The sequence below is a fragment of the Microbacterium sp. NPDC055903 genome, assembly GCF_053615555.1.
This window is the reverse complement of sequence record NZ_JBSHCA010000003.1, coordinates 379,605-396,101: the sequence shown is the minus strand read 5'-3', so window position 1 is coordinate 396,101 and position 16,497 is coordinate 379,605. Positions and strand designations below refer to the sequence as shown.

The window sequence follows — 16,497 nt, the reverse complement described above, 5'->3', positions numbered from 1 at the left end:
AGGAGTTCGGAACGATCGTTGAGGATGCTATGCCTTCTCTATGCGCTCGAGATCGTTCCAGGCCACCGGGACGGGCTGCGGCAGTTGGAGCAGTGCGCTGCGCGAGAACTGCGCGAGGAGCCGGCGGAACGTCTCCACGTCCTCCGATGCCCAGGTCGCGAAGGACTCCTCGAACTTCTCGGCAGCGCGTTCGACGATGCGCTCGCCGATCGCTCGGCCGGCGGCGGTCAGGGCGACCAGCACGCTGCGCTCGTCATAGGGAGAGCTGATCCTCGCCACCAGGTCTGCGTCCTCGAGCCGGCGGACGATCTTGCTGATGTTCGCCTTCGTCGTGCCCAGCACAGAAGCGAGGTCGGTGGGACGGAGGGCGCCCCGATACGCCAGCTGATTGACGATGAGGAACATCGGGATGTCCTCGAACGGGAAGCTCACGGCGTGCATGACCTGCACTCGGACCTCGCGACTGTCTGCCCAATGCACGAGCGAGGTGAGCGAACGGCGCAGATCGAGCGGATCCGGCGGCAGGAGTGACGCGAGGTCGACATCGCGTGGGGGCGTCTGTTCCATCGGTTCTCCTCCGACCTCATCTTCGCAGGGCAGCGGGGCCGGCGCGATCCGGCCCCGCAGCCGGGTCGCCTCTACCGGTCCACGGCGATCAGGCGGACCGGGCCGACGAGGCCGTGCTCGCGCACCCTGGTGGTCTGATATCCCTCCAGGCCGACCGCATCGAGGGCGACATCCGGGAGCTGTGCATAGTAGCCGCGCGCGATGAGCCGGTTGTTCAGCGAACTCGAGACGCGCACCTTCACCGTGTTCTCGCCGACCACGATGTCCTCGGTGATGTCGACGAGCGGGCGCGACGTGTCGAATCCCCGTGCGGGACCGCCGTTGACGACGACCGAGCCGAGACCGCCGCTGGTCGATCCGAGATCGAGGAGATAGCGCGACGAGGCGTTGTCGACGGCATCCACTGCGAACGTCGTGACGTACTCGGCGATCCCGGAGATCTCTGCTCCGACACCCTCGAGCTCGGTCCACGGGCGCAGGTCTCCGCCCGGGACAGGGATCCTCGTCACCGCCGTGTGCGGCAGCACCTCGCGGGTCTCGTAGCCGAGACCGCGATCCTCGACGATGAGCTCCTTCTCGCCGGCGTCCCAGCTCTCCACGGTGACGGCCCAGTCGGCGAGGGCGGTGATCTCGACCGGCGCTGCCGGTGCGCTCGCCGCCGCCGCGACAGAGCGGTCGATCGTGAAGAGCGCCGTCTCGCCCGGCGCGAGCGTCACGCCGATCCGTGTGCGCCCGCCTGCGTACGAGACGCCGGGGTGCGGATGGATGCTCCCCGACCACACATCGATGCGATGCACGGCGCCTTCCCCGGGGGTGCGCAGCTCGACCGTCGTCTGCTCACCGCTCTCGTAGAGGAAGTGGTACGCGTACAGGTGCAGCAGGTCGCCGTCTTCACGGAGATGGGTGAGGATGTTCGGATCGGGTGCGCCGAACTCTGCGCGGCCGATCACCCCCAGCTCGCGCAGCGCCGCGATCGTGCCGGCGGGTTCCGCGACCTCGCCGACGTTCGGCAGGGCGCGCAGCGCCGCGAGTGTGTCAGCGAGCTCGGCGTCGCGGCCATCGAGGCCGGGTGTGCGGACGGCCGCACGTTCGGTGAACGTCGTCGACCCCTCCAGCTGCACCTTCAGCTCTCGCGTGCCGTTGACGATGAGCAGCCTCAGGCCCTTCCTCGCCCAGTCCAGCAGGAGCGCTGCGACATCCGCGTCGAGCGCCTCTTGATAGACGATGAGCGCCTGGTACCCCGGCCCATCCGGCTGCACGAGGGTTCCGTCGAAGTTCACCTCCGAACGCAGGAGCAGGCTGCCGTCGAAGAACTCGTAGGTCCAGCCGGCATCCTGCATGCCGAGGTCCTGCCACCATTGGTTCTCGCGATTGCGCATCCAGAGCCGCCCGTAGGCGTCCTCATCGGGGATCCGAGCGCCATCGGCGTCGAACGGCGAGACGCCGAGGAGGTTGTCGATGAAATGGTCGGTGCGCAGGATGCCGACATCGACGCGCGGACGGCCCTGTCGCAGCAGGTACTGATAGCGGCCGATGGCCTCGTTCCACTGCGGGTAGAACTCGCTCCCCGGCTGGCGGCTGTCGAACCGCTCGGAGAACAGCGGCCACATGCCCTCATGGCCGGGCCACTCGGTGACATGCTCGCCGCCTGCACGGCTCGCCCAGCCGTGCAGCACGGTCTTCGTGATGCCGGCGGCCAGCTGCGTGTTGATGATCTGGTCGTAGAAGCGGTGATCGAGCATGTGGTTGCGCGTGGTGGCGCCGGTCTCGGAGGAGTACTGCTTGCCGAACAGATGCGCCGGCCCCGCCAGCATCCGGTACGCGTCGATCTGCGAGGCGAACTCCAGCGATTCCGTCTCGATGCCGTCGACCTCGGGCCCCGGCCTGGTCAGCTCGAAGGGCAGACCGTAGCTGATCTCCGCGCGCAGGAGCAGGCCGTTCTCATGGAGGAATGCCGCGAAGGGGCGCAGCATGTTCTCGATGTAGAGGTCAGTCAGCGTGCGCACGTAGTCGAAGCGCACCTTTTCCACCTCGATCCGATGCGCCTCGTCCGGCTCGTAGGTGTACACCGTCGTGGCCGCGAACATCCCGGTCCGGCGCACGAGGAACGGCAGCCACGGCGCGATGTCGTAGCCGCGGCGCGCGCGGAACTCGTCGGCCGCACTGCGTCCCCAGAACATTCCACCCGCGCCCCAGGTGTTCAGCTCGAGAGAGTCCATGTACATCTGCGCGCGCGGGTTCTTGTCGATCTCGGCGCGGAGCTCCGCCGTGAGCACGACGTCCCGCCAGTAGTCGATGACCGCGTCGACGCCGGCGCGGTCGAGATAGTTCACGGTGTAGTTCACGGATGCCGAGGGGGATGCCGTCTGACCGGTGCCGTGCGACCAGAAGACGAACAGGCGCCAGCGGCGAGCATCCGGGGCCGTCCACTCGAGGGCCTCGTCGATGACCTGCGCCGTGAGGTCGACGGTGTCGGCGACGTCGAAGGCCGTGCCGTCGCTCGTCGGCGCTGCGATCACCGCGACGAGGTGCTGCCGCGTCGGCGGGATGCGGTGCCCTGGCACCATGCTTCCGCCGCGCTCGGCGGTGAGGTCGATGCGGGGGAGCGCTCCGCCGCGTCTCTCGGCGACGTCTTCGACCTCGACGTTCAGCTCCTGCGCGGCTGCGGGGTGATCGGGATCGATCGTGGGCAGGTTGGCGTTCGACCAGTTGGTGCCGGAGGTGAAGCTCACCGACATGTTCCGCGCGGTCGTCTCAGCGACGACGATCCCCGAGTCGTGCACCCACTCCTCGGATCCCCAGCCGTAGCGAGCGTGGTCGATATCGCCCTCGTCCATAGCCAGGAACTCCATCCCGCCGAAGCCGAGCCGGTGGGCGGTGTCGATCTCGCGCCGGAGGGTGGCGTCGGTGTGCAGCCCTTCCGCCAGCCACCATCGCAGTTCGGGGCGGTACTCGATCGGCGGGTGGGCGATGGCCTCGCGGTGCTTGTCGAGCGGTGACACGGGCTCTCCTTCGAACGCGGCATGTGCGGCAGTGCACGGCTTGTGTGTGGCGACGGTATCACGAAGTAATTAACTGACGACACTAATTTGTGTCTTTCTTTTGTTGATCCCCGTCGATAGTTGCAATAAGGCAACCAAAGGCGTATCGTTGACGCAGATCAACTTTCTAGGAGTCATTCACCTTGTCAAGAACCCCCGCCCCCGCATCCGAGGCACGCTCGGCACGCGAGGTCTTCACCGCGATCTCCGGCCTCATCGTCGGCATGTTCGTCGCCGTGCTCTCGGGCACCGTGGTGTCGACCTCGATGCCCGTCATCATCGCCGACCTCGGCGGTACGCAGTCCCAGTACACCTGGGTCATCACCGCGAGCCTTCTCGCGACGGCCGTCTCCACGCCGATCTGGGGCAAGCTCGCCGACCTCGTCGACCGCAAGGTCCTCATCCAGGTCTCGCTCATCCTCTTCACCGTCGGCACGGTGATCGCCGGCTTCTCGACCGACACCAACATGCTCATCGCCGTCAGGGTGATCCAGGGCATCGGCGTCGGCGGTCTGATGTCGCTCGTGATGATCGCGGTCGCCCTCATCATCTCCCCGCGCGAACGCGGCAAGTACATGGGTGTCGTCGGTGGCATCATGGCGCTCGGCACGATCGGCGGGCCGCTGCTCGGCGGCCTCATCACCGATGCCTGGGGCTGGCGCGCGAACTTCTTCATCGGCGTTCCCTTCGCGATCGTCGCCCTCGTGCTGCTGCAGTTCACGCTGCACCTGCCCAAGCCCCAGAACGTCAAGGTGACGATCGACTACCTCGGCATCGTGCTGCTGGCCGTGGGCGTCTCGACGCTGCTCATCTGGGTGTCCATGGGCGGCAGCCAGTTCGAGTGGGACTCGGTCACCAGCATCGTCCTCGCCGCCGTGGCCGCCGTGACGATCATCGCCTTCATCGTGGCGGAGTTCTTCGTCTCTGAGCCGATCGTCCCGATGTCGTTGTTCCGCAACCGCACCTTCACCCTCTCCGTGATCGCATCCGTCGCGATCGGCGTCTCGATGTTCGCCACCTCGGTCTTCCTCGCGCAGTACTTCCAGCTCGCCCGTGGCGCGACGCCGACCGAGTCGGGTCTCATGACGATCCCGATGATCATCGGCCAGATGGGCGCGTCGATCATCATCGGCCAGCTCGTCAGCCGCTTCGGCAAGTGGAAGGGCTGGATGCTCGCAGGCTCCGTCCTCACGACCATCGGCGTCAGCCTGATGGCGACGCTGCGGTACGACACCCCGTTCACGCTCGTGGCGATCTACATGTTCGTCCTCGGCGCCGGCCTCGGCATGGTCATGCAGAACCTCACCCTCATCGTGCAGAACGACACCGCCCCGCAGCAGCTCGGTGCGGCATCCTCGAATGTCAACTTCTTCCGCACGATCGCAGGCACCATCGGCGTCACGATCATGGGGTCGATGCTGTCCACGAGCGTCGCGAGCTACATCACCGACGGCCTCGACGGCTTCACGCCCACGACGCAGAGCGAGATCGACGCGCTGCAGAAGCTGGGCTCCGGCGACGTGCCGAAGGTGGCGGAGCTGCCGGACACGATCCGCGCGATCGTCGAGGGCGCATACGGCCATGGCATCGCGGATGCCTTCATCATCGCCATCCCGCTCGCCGTCATCGCCATCGTGGCCATCGCGTTCATCAACAACAAGCCCCTGTCGACCAAGAACGCCGCCGAGCAGCTGCGCGAGCAGGCCGAGGAATCGGTCATCGAGGTCTCGCAGGCCGAGGTCGGTGCGTCGACGGGCGCGATCCGCATCGCGGAGGCGGATGCCGCCGCATCGCCCACGACCGGCTCCACGGCCGTTCTGGAGCGCGAGGATCGGAAGCGGGAGAGCTGACATGCCCTCCGCAGAGGCGGTGCTCGACGCAGAGGCGGAGAGCGCGCTCGCCGATTTCCAGAGTCATATGAACCTGATCTTCGTGCGAGCGCGCGCACTCTGGAAGGAGTCCGCAGCCCGGATCCATCCCGAGCTCCAGGTCGCAGGCTACAAGCTGCTGACCTTCATCGATCGAGCGGGCAGCGCGAACGCGCATCTGCTGGCTGAGCGCTTCGAGATGGACAAGTCGGTCATCAGCCGGCAGGTCCGGATGCTCGAGGAGGTCGGACTGCTGGAATCCCGCCCCGATGAGCGAGACGGGCGCCTGCGTGTGCTGACGGCGACGCCGAAGGCGCACGCGGCGCTCGCCGAGCTGCGGCAGGACAACGCTGCGCGCGTGCGCGGCGCGATCGGAGACCTGTCTGCCGAGGAGATCCGGACGGCGTCCAAGGTCTTCCAGAGGCTCGCGGAGGCGTGAGCAGGCCAGCGCGGTGTGCGTCGGGTCGGCTCAGCATTCGACGACGTTGACGGCGAGGCCGCCGCGGCTGGTCTCCTTGTACTTCTCGCTCATGTCGGCTCCGGTCTGACGCATGGTCTCGATGACGGCGTCGAGGGAGACGATGTGGCTGCCGTCGCCGTGGAGTGCGAGGCGGGTGGCGGTCACCGCGGTGGTCGCGGCGATCGCGTTGCGTTCGATGCACGGGATCTGCACGAGACCGGCGATGGGGTCGCAGGTCAGGCCGAGGTGGTGCTCCATGGCGATCTCGGCGGCGTTCTCGACCTGGGCCGGGGTTCCGCCGAGGACTGCGGTGAGGCCTGCCGCTGCCATGGCGCAGGCCGACCCGACCTCGGCTTGGCATCCGCCTTCGGCGCCGGAGATCGAGGCGTTGGCCTTGATCAGAGATCCGATCGCCGTCGCGGTGAGTAGGAACGTTCGGACGCCCTCGATGTGCGCGCCGGGCTCGAACCGCCAGTAGTGGCTGAGCACGGCAGGCAGGATCCCCGCTGCGCCGTTGGTGGGCGCGGTGACGACCCGCCCGCCGCCGGCGTTCTCCTCGTTGACCGCGAGGGCGAAGGCCTGCAACCAGTCGGCCGCGACGGGGCGCCCGCTGCGTTCGGCCTGGATGATGCTCTCGCGCATCGTGTTCGCGCGCCGGGGAACGCCGAGACCGCCGGGGAGGGTCCCCGTGGCGGTCAGCCCCGACTCCACGCAGGCGTGCATCGCATGCCAGATCGCGTCGAGGCCGGCGACGACATCATCAGCCGGACGCCTGGTGGTCTCGGCCTCCCACGCGACGTCCGCGATCGAGCGTCCGTCGGTGCACAGGTCCAGCAGTTCGGCCGCCGACCCGAACGCGGCGGGGCTGGAGGGCGCGTCCGTCGCGGTGGTGTCCTCACCGACCCGCTGGATGAACCCGCCGCCGATCGACAAGTAGGTGTCTTCCGCCACCGGAGCGCTCCGCGCATCGGTGTACGCACGGAGCGCGAGCGTGTTCGGATGCCCCTGCGGACGGGTGAACGGATCGAGCACCACATCCGCGCTGTCGAACGGCACCGGGACGATGCCGCCGAACATCAACGCGGACCCGCTCGGATGCCCGGACCAGGCACCCCGCACCGCATCGGGATCGCAGGTCTCCGGCTCCATCCCCGCGAGTCCCGCTACGAGAGCATCCGGCGTGCCATGACCGAGCCCGGTCGCGGCGAGCGAGCCGTACAGCACACCCTCCACCCTCGAGACGCCGTGAGGATGCGCGGCGAGCACGCGTCGCGCGAAGTCCGCGCCCGCCCGCATCGGACCCACCGTATGCGACGACGAAGGACCGATCCCGATCGAGAACAACTCCAACGCCGACACATACACACCCGCCCCGTGCCTGGCACGGCTCCGGACCGTCGTCATCCGTCCGCCTGCGGACGTGTCGTCGCGCCTGAGGGGCGCGCCGCCTGCCTGGCAAGCAGATCGCTCCTGGTTGCCGGCCTCAGCGCGACGGTGGCCGCAGCCCATGCGAGCCCGATGGCAGCGTCGACCACGGCGCGGTCGGCGGCAGGTGTTGCGGCGTCGGCGGTGAATCCTTCGGTGTGCGGGGCGGACGTCGAGCCGTGCACGGCGATGCCCGGGTGGATCGAGGGGACGACCTGAGAGACGTTGCCCATGTCGGTCGAGCCGCCGGTGCCGCCGGAGTACGGGATGAGGTCGCGGCCAAGCTCGGTCAGCGCGTCGTTCCAGGCATCCGCAAGCAGCGGTTCCTGGACCAGCGGGTCGTAGCGCGGTTCTGTGCGCGCCTGCTCCCATGTGCACCCGGAGGCGATCGCACCGGCCTCGAAGCAGGCGAGCACGCGGCGCTTGGCGTCACGCAGCTCGTCGAGGTCGAACGAGCGTACCTCGGCATCGACGACCGTGCGCGCGGGGATGATGTTCGTCACATCGCCGCCCTGCGTCACGACCGCGGCGGTGCGCACCGTTCCCGGCAGCTGCTGGCGCAGCAGACCGATGGACGTGAGTGCGATCGTGGCCGCGTCCAACGCATTGACGCCCTTGTCCGGGGCGGCTGCCGCGTGCGCAGGACGCCCTGTGTACGTGACGCGGAAGCGATCGACCGCCTGGCTCGAGAAGCTGTCGCAGCGGATATCGACCCCGGGCGCTCCGTGCACCATCAGTGAGACGGTGGCGTCTTCCCAGGCGCCTGCCTCCAGCATGAGCACCTTTCCTCCGCCGTGCTCCTCGGCGGGTGTGCCGAGCAGCTTCACCGTCAGGCCCGCGTCATCGGCGATGGCTGCCAAGGCGATGGCTGCGCCGAGTCCGGCAGCGGCGATGATGTTGTGCCCGCACGCATGCCCGATCTCGGGAAGCGCGTCGTACTCGGCGCAGACCGTGACGACGAAATCTCCCGATCCGTAGAAGGCTTCGATGGCGGTGTCCAGCCCGAATGCGCCCACGGTCGCGGTGAATCCGGCGTCCTCGAGCGCGCCGGCCAGCAGGGCCGCTGCCCGGTGCTCCTGGAACGCAGTCTCCGGTGCGGCGTGGATCTCGTGACTGATCTCCGTGAGTCGGGTCTCCCAGGCGCGGACCGCATCGGCGCTGCGCTGCTTGGCCTCCTCGAGGGTCAGGAGGGCGGAGGATGCCGGTTCGGCGATGGTCATGCGTGTTCTCCTTCGAGGACGGATTCGGTGGTGTTCTGCTCGGCGTTCGCCGAGGGGCGTGAGCTCTTCAGGAACAGAGAGAGGGTGGCGACGGCCACGCCGATCATGAGGCAGATGATCCAGACGGCGACATAGCCGGCGAATGCCGTGGTCGTGACCGCCGTCTCACCCGTGCCGATCGTCGTGAGGAAGCTGGCCATGACGAGCGCGAACACGGCGCCGGCCACGGCACCCGCGGCAGTGCGCGAGGTGTTGTACAGGGCGGACGCGATGCCCACGGAATCCGCGGGCGCACGGCCGACGACGATCGTCGGGAGAACCGAGATGACCAGGCCGTTCCCCAGGCCGCCGATGACCATCCCGATCACGACGGCGGACGCCAGCGAGGGGGCGAGCAGGAAGGGCAGGTAGCTGGCTGCGATGAGCAGGCCGCCGAGCACCAGAGCCCCTCTGGCACCGATACGGCCGGTGAGGCGGTCTCCGAGCAATGACGTGACGAAGGCGGAGAGGGCGACCGCGAGCGAGACGAGCCCGACCGTGGCGGCCGTGAACCCGAGTCCGAATCCGGTCACCGAAGGATCGCTCAGGATGTACACGCTGGAGGCCGTCTGGCTTCCGAACATCTGGGCGCCGAAGAGGAAGGCGATGATGATCGGAAGACCGATGCCGCCCCGGGTGAGCACGGCGATGTCGATCAGCGGGTGCTCGACGCGCTTCTCGGCGAGAACCCAGACGACGAGCAGGGCGATGCCGCCGAGGATCGCGAACCAGGTGAGTGGATTGGCCCAGCCCCACGAGGATGCGTTCGAGATGCCGCCGAGCGCTGACAGAAGCCCGATGCCGAGCAGGGACGCCCCCAGCCAGTCCGTGCGACCCTCTGCGCGCACCTTCGATTCCGGGACGAGGAAGGCGACGACGGGGACGCAGATCACCATGAAGATCGCTGGCATCCAGAGCACGATCCGCAGGTCGGCGATGGCTCCGTACAGAAGCCCGGAACCGAGCGAGCCGATCGCCGCACCGAACGTGAGCGCGCCGACGAGCTTGCCGATCGAACGACCGGCGGATGCGGCATCCCTGTCGCGCACGATGGCGAACTCGAGCGGCAGGAAGGCCGCCAGCGGCGCCTGCAGCGCTCGCCCGAGGAGGAAGACGCCGAAGTTCGGTGCGATGGCGACCACGATCGAGCCGAGGGCGACGAGGGCCGCCGAGATGAGGAGCAGACGCTTGTGTCCGTATCGGTCACCGAGCTTCGCGAGGATCGGCACGCACACCACGGTCGCGAGCATGTAGGCCGCGCTGACCCAGTTCAACTGAGCGGCGCCGACGCCGAAGTCGGTGCCGATGGCGGCGAGCAGGACCGGGTACCAGCCCTGCAGCATGCCGGAGCCGAGCTCCATGACGACGAGGAATCCGACCACGCCGCGGAAGGCGGTGCGAGGGGTGGTGCCAGGCGGTGCGGTCACGGCCATGGTGTCTCCTAGGAAGGGTGAGGATCGGGGAATGCTGAGACGATAGGCGGGGTGACAAAAGCTCGGCACCGGATGCAGGAAAATGACTGTGGAGGCATGAGAATGCAGGAAATCGTTCTGGATGACCTTGATCAGCGACTGATACACGCTGTGCAAGTGAGCCCGCGATCGAGCTGGACTGCTCTCGCGCCCGTGGTCGGCGCCGACGCGGTCACGCTCGCGCGACGCTGGGCGCGACTGCGGGAAACCGGCGCCGTGTACATCACGGCGTACGGCGCGCACAACTTCGGGATGCTCGTGCTCATCGAGATCGACTGCAGCCCGGGGGAGACGCTCGCCGTGGCGGAGGAGCTTGCGCAGGATCCCGAGGCGGCGACCATCGACCTGACAGCGGGCGGGCGCGACATCCTCCTGACCCTCGGGGTCGACGATGCCGCGTCGCTCGCGCGTTGGACATTGGAGCGCATCCGGGGCGTCGCAGGCATCCGAGCCATGCGCACGCACCTCGTGTCGGAGAGCGTCCGCGACGCACGCGATTGGAGGCTGCGCGCGCTCTCTCCGGAAGAGGTCGCCCGGCTGGAAGCGCTCGAGCCCGCCGCGCCGGCCGTGCCGGTGCGCCTCTCGCCGCCGCAGCGGCGCCGCCTCGCTGCCGAGCTCAGCGTGGACGGACGTCTGGGCACGACGGAGCTGGCCAGGCGTGTGGGAGCCGCCCCGCGCCGGATCCGCGATGCGATCGCGGAGCAGCGGGCCTCCGGACGCCTGGCCATTCGTGTGGACATCGCCCGTGATCAGACGCCGTGGCCGATCTACGCCTGGTACTTCCTCAGGGTCCCCGCCGCCATGGTCGCGCACATCGGTTCGCAGCTCGGGCGGATGGAGGAGGTGCGCCTGGTGGTGAACACGGTCGGCGAGTACAACGTGATCATGGCCGTCTGGCTGCGCACGCTGCAGGACGTCGGCCGGCTGGAGGCGGTGCTCGAAGAGCGGCTGCCCGGCATCACCATCGCCGACCGGTCCGTGGTGCTGCGGACCACCAAGCACCTCGGTCACCTCCTCGACGAGCACGGCCGCGCGACGGGCGAGGTCATCCGTCTCCCGCCGCACGCCTCGGGTGCGGGACCGGACGGCCCCGCACCCGAGTGAGCGGTGAGATCTCAGATCCCCCACAGACCCAGAGCGAACTCGGCCACCACCGCGGAGAGCAGGAAGGATGCTGCGATCGCGACGGTCCCGACCGGGATGATCTTCCATCCGATGCTCTTCAGCATCGGGAGGTCCTTGCCGAGGCTGAGGCCGGCGATCGTGAGCATCATCGTGATGATCGAGAGGAAATCGACACTCGCGGTGACGGAGATGAACCAGTCCGCGAGCGGCGAGATCGGCGACGAAAGGAGCGTCCCGACGGTCATGACGACGATGATGGCTGGCACCTTGCCCCGGGTGAGCTTCGCGACCCAGAGCGACACTGCGACGAGTGCGCACAGGACGGCGTAGGTGATGAGCATGTCGATGGAGAAGGACTTCGCGGCGATCATCGCCACCAGGATCCCGGCGATGCTGATGATGGTCAGCGACACCCAGAGCTTGATGTTCACGGTCGGCTTGGCGAGGAGGGACTCCGCCGCGGTCTGAACCGCCTCGGTGTCGAGAGCGTTCTTGGGGCGCCGACCGGGCAGCTGGGCATCCTTGTTGCGGGTGAGGACACGATAGAACCTCTCTGCCAGGGGCAGCGAGACCCACACTCCGACGTACAGGCCGAGAAGGCCCGTGATGAGGTTCGACGCCGCTGCCACAGCGAGCACCTGATCCTGCATCTCCGGATGCGCTGCAGCGACGACGGACACGGCAGCGGCCATCATGGATCCCGAGCCGACACCGGCGCCCATCGCGAGCGCGAGCGGGTCGAACCAGCCCAGCGAGACGGCGAGGGATGCGATGAGGCTCACGATGATCGCACCGAAGACGGTCCCGTAGACGTACATGGACAGCACGCCGCGGTAGTGCGGGGAATCGGAGCCGTATCGTTCGCTCACCATGGCGAAGGAAGTCTCACGGTCGATGGAGAACGTGGCCCCGATCGTGGCGGGGCCCATACGCAGGAGAACCGCGAGGGGAAGGGCGAGGGCGATGGTGCCGAACAGGTGCCCGACCTCCTGCAGCAGCAGCGCGGGCCCGGCCTGAAGGAGGACGGGGATGTTCGGGCCGATGGTGAAGGACATCCGGGCACCGAGGAACAGCACGGCGACGCCCATGATCACAGTGGCGGCCTGCTGCAGGTCGATCGGGAGCCGACGGAGCGGTTGTCCTGAGATCACCGTCCCTGCGAGGAGGCCCCAGATCATCGGGAGCAGCGTGATCGAGGCGACTCCGAGCGGGATCACCGCTGGTCCGATCGCCTGGGCGCCGGACGCGATCGCCGCGATCAGGAGGATGAGCACCCAGAGGCGGCGGTCACGCAACCCCAGGGAGTACGCGGCCACGACCTTCGCGGCGACGGAGGGTGATGCCGCAGCGGCGGCTTCGGGGGTGGAGGTCATATCGGGTTCTCCTGTGGGCGAGGTCATGCTTCGAGGGTGATCCGAGTCGCCCCGGCGGGGCGCTCGGCCGTGCGGCGGAGCAGATCGGCGCGCAGCTCGGGTGAGCCGGCCACGTCGAGGACCGTCCAGGCGAGGATCGTCGCGCCGTCGATGATGGCGTCGTCCGCGGCAGGGGTCGCAGCCGCCGCGGTGAAGGCGGGGTTATGGCCGGGGCCCGTCTCACCCAGGAAGGCGATCGTGGGGTGGATCGCTGGGACGACCTGCGAGACGTTGCCCATGTCGGTCGATCCGCCGCCCAGGGTCGCGGGCGTGATCTCCCGACCGGTCGCGATCAGGTTGCGATCCCAGATGTCCGCGATCTCCTGGTCGGGTGCCAGCGGTGCGTAGGGATGCTCGGTCGCCCGCCACGACCATTCGCAGCCCGTGGCGATCGCGGCGCCTTCGAAGCAGGCGAGCACCTTCTTCTTCATGTCCCGCCACTCATCCAACTCGTAGGCGCGGACCTCGACCTGGACCACCGTGCGCCCGGGGATGATGTTGGTGGCTTCGCCGCCGACCGAGATGAACGTGTTGAGGTTCGCGTCCTTGGGAAGGTGCTGTCGCAGCAGGGCGATGGCGGTCTGCGCGAGCGTCGCGGCAGATGCTGCGTTGATGCCCTGCTCCGGCATCCCCGCCGCGTGCGCCGTGCGCCCCAGGAACTCGACCTCGAAGCGGTCGACCGCCGTGGAGCGGAAGCCAGATGCGGAGATGTCCTGGCCGGTCATCCCGTGCACCATCAGAGAGAAGTCGACATCCTCCCAGGCTCCGGCGACGAGCATCGGGATCTTGCCGCCGCCGTGCTCCTCCGCCGGCGTGCCGAGAAGCTTGATACGCAACCCCGCCTCGTCCGCGACGCGGGCGAGCGCCATCGCAGCCCCGACGCCGATGGCGGCGATGACGTTGTGCCCGCACCCGTGTCCGATCTCGGGGAGCGCGTCGTATTCGGCGCAGATCGCCACGGTGAGGTCCCCGTTCCCGTACACCGCTTCGATGGCGGTGGGGACGCCGTAGGCGCCGAGCTCGACCGCGAAACCGGCATCGGTCAGAGTCTTCGCCACGAGTGCTGACGCCTCGTGCTCCTGCCAGGAAAGCTCCGGGTTCTCGTGGATCGCGTGGCTGAGACCGACCAGCTCCTCGCGGAGCCCGGCGACGGCTTCGGCGACGAACCCCTTCTGGGCGGTGCGGGGGACGATTGAGATTGACACATCTGCTCCTATCTGCGGATGTGTCGAGTGTGCGTCCGTGGATGCTTCCGGTATGTAAATTCGCCGACCATCTGCGGAGCCAGATGATGATGTGCAGGAGAACCTGTTGTCCGACCTGGTGGCCGGCCGCTCTCAGTTGGCTGGGCCGAGCGAGCGGGTGTCGGATCCGATCAGCTGGTTCATGTGCTTGCGGATGCGGAGCACGACGGAGCGGTCTGCGATCCGAGCCCCGGGGAGCGCGTTCTCGAGCGCGATCTCGAAGCGGTTGACATCGGGGAGATTGCGCAGCCAGACGGCCAGGATCAGGTTGTAGCGGCTCGATGACGAGACGGCCAACCGCACTTCTGGAACGTTCGCGATCGCCGTCCGCGCGGCTTCGATCGTCCGCGCCGGTGCTTCGACGAAGTACCACGCGTACACCGGCCAGCCCGAATAGGCGCGGGCCACGTCCGTACGGAACAACAGCTCGCCGTCCGCGCGGAGCGTCGCGATGCCGTCGGAGACGCGCTGCGGGGCGATGTCGTGCTTCCGTGCGATCTCCTTGATCGGCATCCGGGCGTCGCGCCACAGCTCGCCCTCGATCGCGGCGCGGATCTCGGCCGGCACCGTTCGCGCCGCCCTCGGCCGTGGCGGTCGCGGGCGCGGGACACGTGCGGCATCCGCCGCGTCGAGCTCACGAAGCCGCCAGTTGCCGCCGTCGGTCAGGACGTCGTTGATGACGTGGGTGCGTACGCGTTGCACGCCCGGTATCGCGCTCAGCCCGTCCACCACGTAGTGCGAGACCGACGCGAGGTCGGGCACGAAGAGGGTCGCGAGGAGGTCCCGTCCACCCGAGGTGTCGTCCAGCACGAGCAGCCGATCATCGCGGGACAGCGCGGCGGCGGTCGACTGGAGCTGGGCGGGGGCGCACTCGATCTCGACGAGCGCACCCTGTCCGTGCTTGCGATACGCGGTCGCCCAAGCGGTGCCATCCCGGCTGAGCCGTTCCCACCGGCGTCCGAGAGTAGCGGCGTCCACCCCGACGACCGGTGCGAGCTCGCTCCAGGTCGCCCTCGGCTCGATCTGCAGCGCATGCAGAAGCCTCCGGTCGACGGGATCCAGCTGCTTGGTCTGCATCAGGAGTTCCTTTCCCGCAGATTCTCTTCAGAATAGTGCGATCAGGCGTCCTGTTCGGCCACCGTCGTGAGCGTCGAACCATCGAAGGAGACCACATGCCGGCCCTGCCCGAGATCGCCCCCATCGTCGATGAGCTGAGCCAGGAGTTCACGGCGCTCAGCGACACCGTCTGGGACCACCCCGAGCTGCGCTGGGAGGAGCACGGCGCGATGGCGGCCCACATCGAACGGGCCGAGCAGCACGGTGCGCGCATCACCCGCGAGGTCGGCGGAGTTCCCACGGCTTTCAGGGCGGAGTGGGGTGGAGGCGCCCCGGTCATCGCGTTCCTCGGCGAGTACGACGCCCTCGACGGAGTGAGCCAGGCCGCCGGCGTCGTGGAGCGCACGCCCGATCCGTACAGCGGGACCGCCGCAGGCCATGCCTGCGGCCACAATCTCCTCGGCGCCGGATCGCTGCTCGCGGCGACCGCGCTGGCGCGCGCGCTCTCGGAGCACGGCCTCCCCGGCACCGTGCAGTACTACGGCTGCCCGGCGGAGGAGGCCGCGGCCGGCAAGTCGTTCATGGTCGCAGGCGGTGCCTTCGACGGCGTGGATGCGGCCGTGACCTGGCATCCCAACGACGCCCTGTCGACATCGCAGGTGCTCACGCTCGCATACACCCAGGCATACTTCCGGTTCACCGGCCGCGCATCGCACGCCGGTGCTTTCCCGCAGCACGGTCGCAGCGCGCTGGACGCCGCGGAACTGATGAACGTCGGGGTGAACTTCCTCCGCGAGCACATCGAAGACGCGGAGCGCATCCACTACGCCTTCACTGACGCCGGCGGCACCTCGCCCAACGTCGTGCAGCCGACCGCAGAGCTCTACTACCTCGTGCGGTCGCCGACCTGGCCGGGAGCGAAGGCGCTGTTCGACCGCGTGGTGAAGATCGCGGAGGGAGCGGCGATGATGACCGAGACCGAGGTCGAGGTATCCATCGATGGAGCAAGCGCCGAGATCGTTCCCAACCGCGTGCTCGAGGAGGTGTTGCACCGCGTGGTCGGCGAGCTCGGTGGCGTGCCGTACACCGACGAAGACAGACGGCTCGCTGCAGCCTTCCAGGACTCGCTTCCCGCCGAGGCGGTGCAGGCGGCACGGCGGAAGTACGGGCAGGCCGAGGGGCCGCTTTTCGAGGGCGTGCCGGAGCTCGTCGACGAGGATGCGTGGGTGCAGATGACCGGCTCGTCTGACGTCGGCGACGTGAGCTGGGTCGTGCCCACAGTGCAGCTGCAGGGCGGTACGGCAGCCCTCGGAACGCCGTTCCATTCCTGGCAGCTGGTCGCGCAGGGGAAGTCCTCCCTCGCGCACCACGGTCTCGTCCACGCGGCGAAGGCCATGGCGGCGACTGCCCTGCGCATCCTGACCGAACCCGAGCTGCTCGCCGCGGCGGCGACAGAGCACGCCAGGCGCGTCGGGCCTGCGGGATTCACGAGTCCCATTCCGTCCGACCTGCTCCCTCCGTCTCGCCGGGACGGATACGTGCCGGCCTGAGCGCGCCCTCCACCCGGG

General features: G+C 68.4%; 12 protein-coding genes. 4 read left to right on the top strand and 8 right to left on the bottom strand.

Translation table 11 applies throughout. The annotated features are described in order from the left end of the window. Positions 1-27: 27 nt before the first annotated feature. Both ACWGJP_RS15680 and ACWGJP_RS15675 read right to left on the bottom strand, forming a co-directional pair. The gene (locus ACWGJP_RS15680) at positions 28-567 is read right to left on the bottom strand and encodes a MarR family winged helix-turn-helix transcriptional regulator (RefSeq protein ID WP_452330731.1); all 540 of its coding nucleotides are present in this window, start codon (positions 565-567) and stop codon (positions 28-30) included. A 71-nt stretch (positions 568-638) separates the two neighbouring features. Then, on the bottom strand, positions 639-3,569 hold the full coding sequence (locus ACWGJP_RS15675) for a glycosyl hydrolase (protein WP_452330730.1): 2,931 nt from the start codon (positions 3,567-3,569) through the stop codon (positions 639-641). Positions 3,570-3,751: 182 nt separating this feature from the next. Between ACWGJP_RS15675 and ACWGJP_RS15670 the strand changes: the two genes are divergently transcribed. Beyond that, the gene (locus ACWGJP_RS15670; RefSeq protein WP_452330729.1) at positions 3,752-5,458 is read left to right on the top strand and encodes an MDR family MFS transporter; all 1,707 of its coding nucleotides are present in this window, start codon (positions 3,752-3,754) and stop codon (positions 5,456-5,458) included. A gap of 1 nt (position 5,459) precedes the next feature. Further along, entirely contained in the window at positions 5,460-5,915 is a 456-nt protein-coding gene (locus ACWGJP_RS15665) for a MarR family winged helix-turn-helix transcriptional regulator (protein WP_452330728.1), read from the top strand. Between the two features lie 30 nt (positions 5,916-5,945). Here the strand turns inward: ACWGJP_RS15665 and ACWGJP_RS15660 are convergent, their stop codons facing one another. Genes ACWGJP_RS15660 through ACWGJP_RS15650 form a run of 3 tightly spaced genes read right to left on the bottom strand, consistent with a single transcriptional unit; the run spans position 5,946 to position 10,053 of the window. Beyond that, positions 5,946-7,340, bottom strand: coding sequence for an L-serine ammonia-lyase (locus tag ACWGJP_RS15660; RefSeq protein WP_452330727.1), 1,395 nt, complete (start codon positions 7,338-7,340; stop codon positions 5,946-5,948). Then, positions 7,337-8,581 carry a M20 family metallopeptidase gene (locus tag ACWGJP_RS15655; RefSeq protein ID WP_452330726.1) on the bottom strand — a complete coding sequence of 415 codons (1,245 nt, stop codon included), beginning with the start codon at positions 8,579-8,581 and terminating at the stop codon, positions 7,337-7,339. The genes ACWGJP_RS15660 and ACWGJP_RS15655 overlap by 4 nt, the downstream gene beginning before the upstream one ends. Next, positions 8,578-10,053: an MFS transporter gene (locus tag ACWGJP_RS15650; RefSeq protein ID WP_452330725.1), complete on the bottom strand. Its 1,476-nt coding sequence runs from the start codon at positions 10,051-10,053 to the stop codon at positions 8,578-8,580. The genes ACWGJP_RS15655 and ACWGJP_RS15650 overlap by 4 nt, the downstream gene beginning before the upstream one ends. Positions 10,054-10,125: 72 nt before the next feature. Between ACWGJP_RS15650 and ACWGJP_RS15645 the strand changes: the two genes are divergently transcribed. After that, positions 10,126-11,196 carry an Lrp/AsnC family transcriptional regulator gene (locus ACWGJP_RS15645; protein WP_452330724.1) on the top strand — a complete coding sequence of 357 codons (1,071 nt, stop codon included), beginning with the start codon at positions 10,126-10,128 and terminating at the stop codon, positions 11,194-11,196. A gap of 11 nt (positions 11,197-11,207) precedes the next feature. Here ACWGJP_RS15645 and ACWGJP_RS15640 read toward each other — a convergent pair whose 3' ends face one another. The 3 genes from ACWGJP_RS15640 to ACWGJP_RS15630 form a co-directional block, all read right to left on the bottom strand. Further along, complete coding sequence (locus tag ACWGJP_RS15640; protein WP_452330723.1) at positions 11,208-12,617, bottom strand: DUF3100 domain-containing protein; 1,410 nt, start codon at positions 12,615-12,617, stop codon at positions 11,208-11,210. Next, entirely contained in the window at positions 12,614-13,834 is a 1,221-nt protein-coding gene (locus tag ACWGJP_RS15635; protein WP_452330722.1) for an amidohydrolase, read from the bottom strand. The genes ACWGJP_RS15640 and ACWGJP_RS15635 overlap by 4 nt, the downstream gene beginning before the upstream one ends. Before the next feature lie 132 nt (positions 13,835-13,966). After that, the gene (locus tag ACWGJP_RS15630) at positions 13,967-14,950 is read right to left on the bottom strand and encodes an Lrp/AsnC family transcriptional regulator (RefSeq protein WP_452330721.1); all 984 of its coding nucleotides are present in this window, start codon (positions 14,948-14,950) and stop codon (positions 13,967-13,969) included. Between the two features lie 95 nt (positions 14,951-15,045). On the opposite strand from ACWGJP_RS15630, the gene ACWGJP_RS15625 reads away from it, so the two are divergent. Further along, entirely contained in the window at positions 15,046-16,479 is a 1,434-nt protein-coding gene (locus tag ACWGJP_RS15625; RefSeq protein WP_452330720.1) for an amidohydrolase, read from the top strand. The last annotated feature ends 18 nt before the right edge of the window (positions 16,480-16,497 follow it).

Excerpts from the sequence above, each read along its gene's own strand:
- ACWGJP_RS15680 (WP_452330731.1), bottom strand. The coding sequence starts at position 567 with ATGGAACAGACGCCCCCACGCGATGTCGACCTCGCGTCACTCCTGCCG.
- ACWGJP_RS15665 (WP_452330728.1), top strand. The coding sequence starts at position 5,460 with ATGCCCTCCGCAGAGGCGGTGCTCGACGCAGAGGCGGAGAGCGCGCTC.
- ACWGJP_RS15660 (WP_452330727.1), bottom strand. The coding sequence starts at position 7,340 with ATGACGACGGTCCGGAGCCGTGCCAGGCACGGGGCGGGTGTGTATGTG.
- ACWGJP_RS15655 (WP_452330726.1), bottom strand. The coding sequence starts at position 8,581 with ATGACCATCGCCGAACCGGCATCCTCCGCCCTCCTGACCCTCGAGGAG.
- ACWGJP_RS15650 (WP_452330725.1), bottom strand. The coding sequence starts at position 10,053 with ATGGCCGTGACCGCACCGCCTGGCACCACCCCTCGCACCGCCTTCCGC.
- ACWGJP_RS15645 (WP_452330724.1), top strand. The coding sequence starts at position 10,126 with ATGCAGGAAAATGACTGTGGAGGCATGAGAATGCAGGAAATCGTTCTG.
- ACWGJP_RS15640 (WP_452330723.1), bottom strand. The coding sequence starts at position 12,617 with ATGACCTCGCCCACAGGAGAACCCGATATGACCTCCACCCCCGAAGCC.
- ACWGJP_RS15630 (WP_452330721.1), bottom strand. The coding sequence starts at position 14,950 with ATGCAGACCAAGCAGCTGGATCCCGTCGACCGGAGGCTTCTGCATGCG.
- ACWGJP_RS15625 (WP_452330720.1), top strand. The coding sequence starts at position 15,046 with ATGCCGGCCCTGCCCGAGATCGCCCCCATCGTCGATGAGCTGAGCCAG.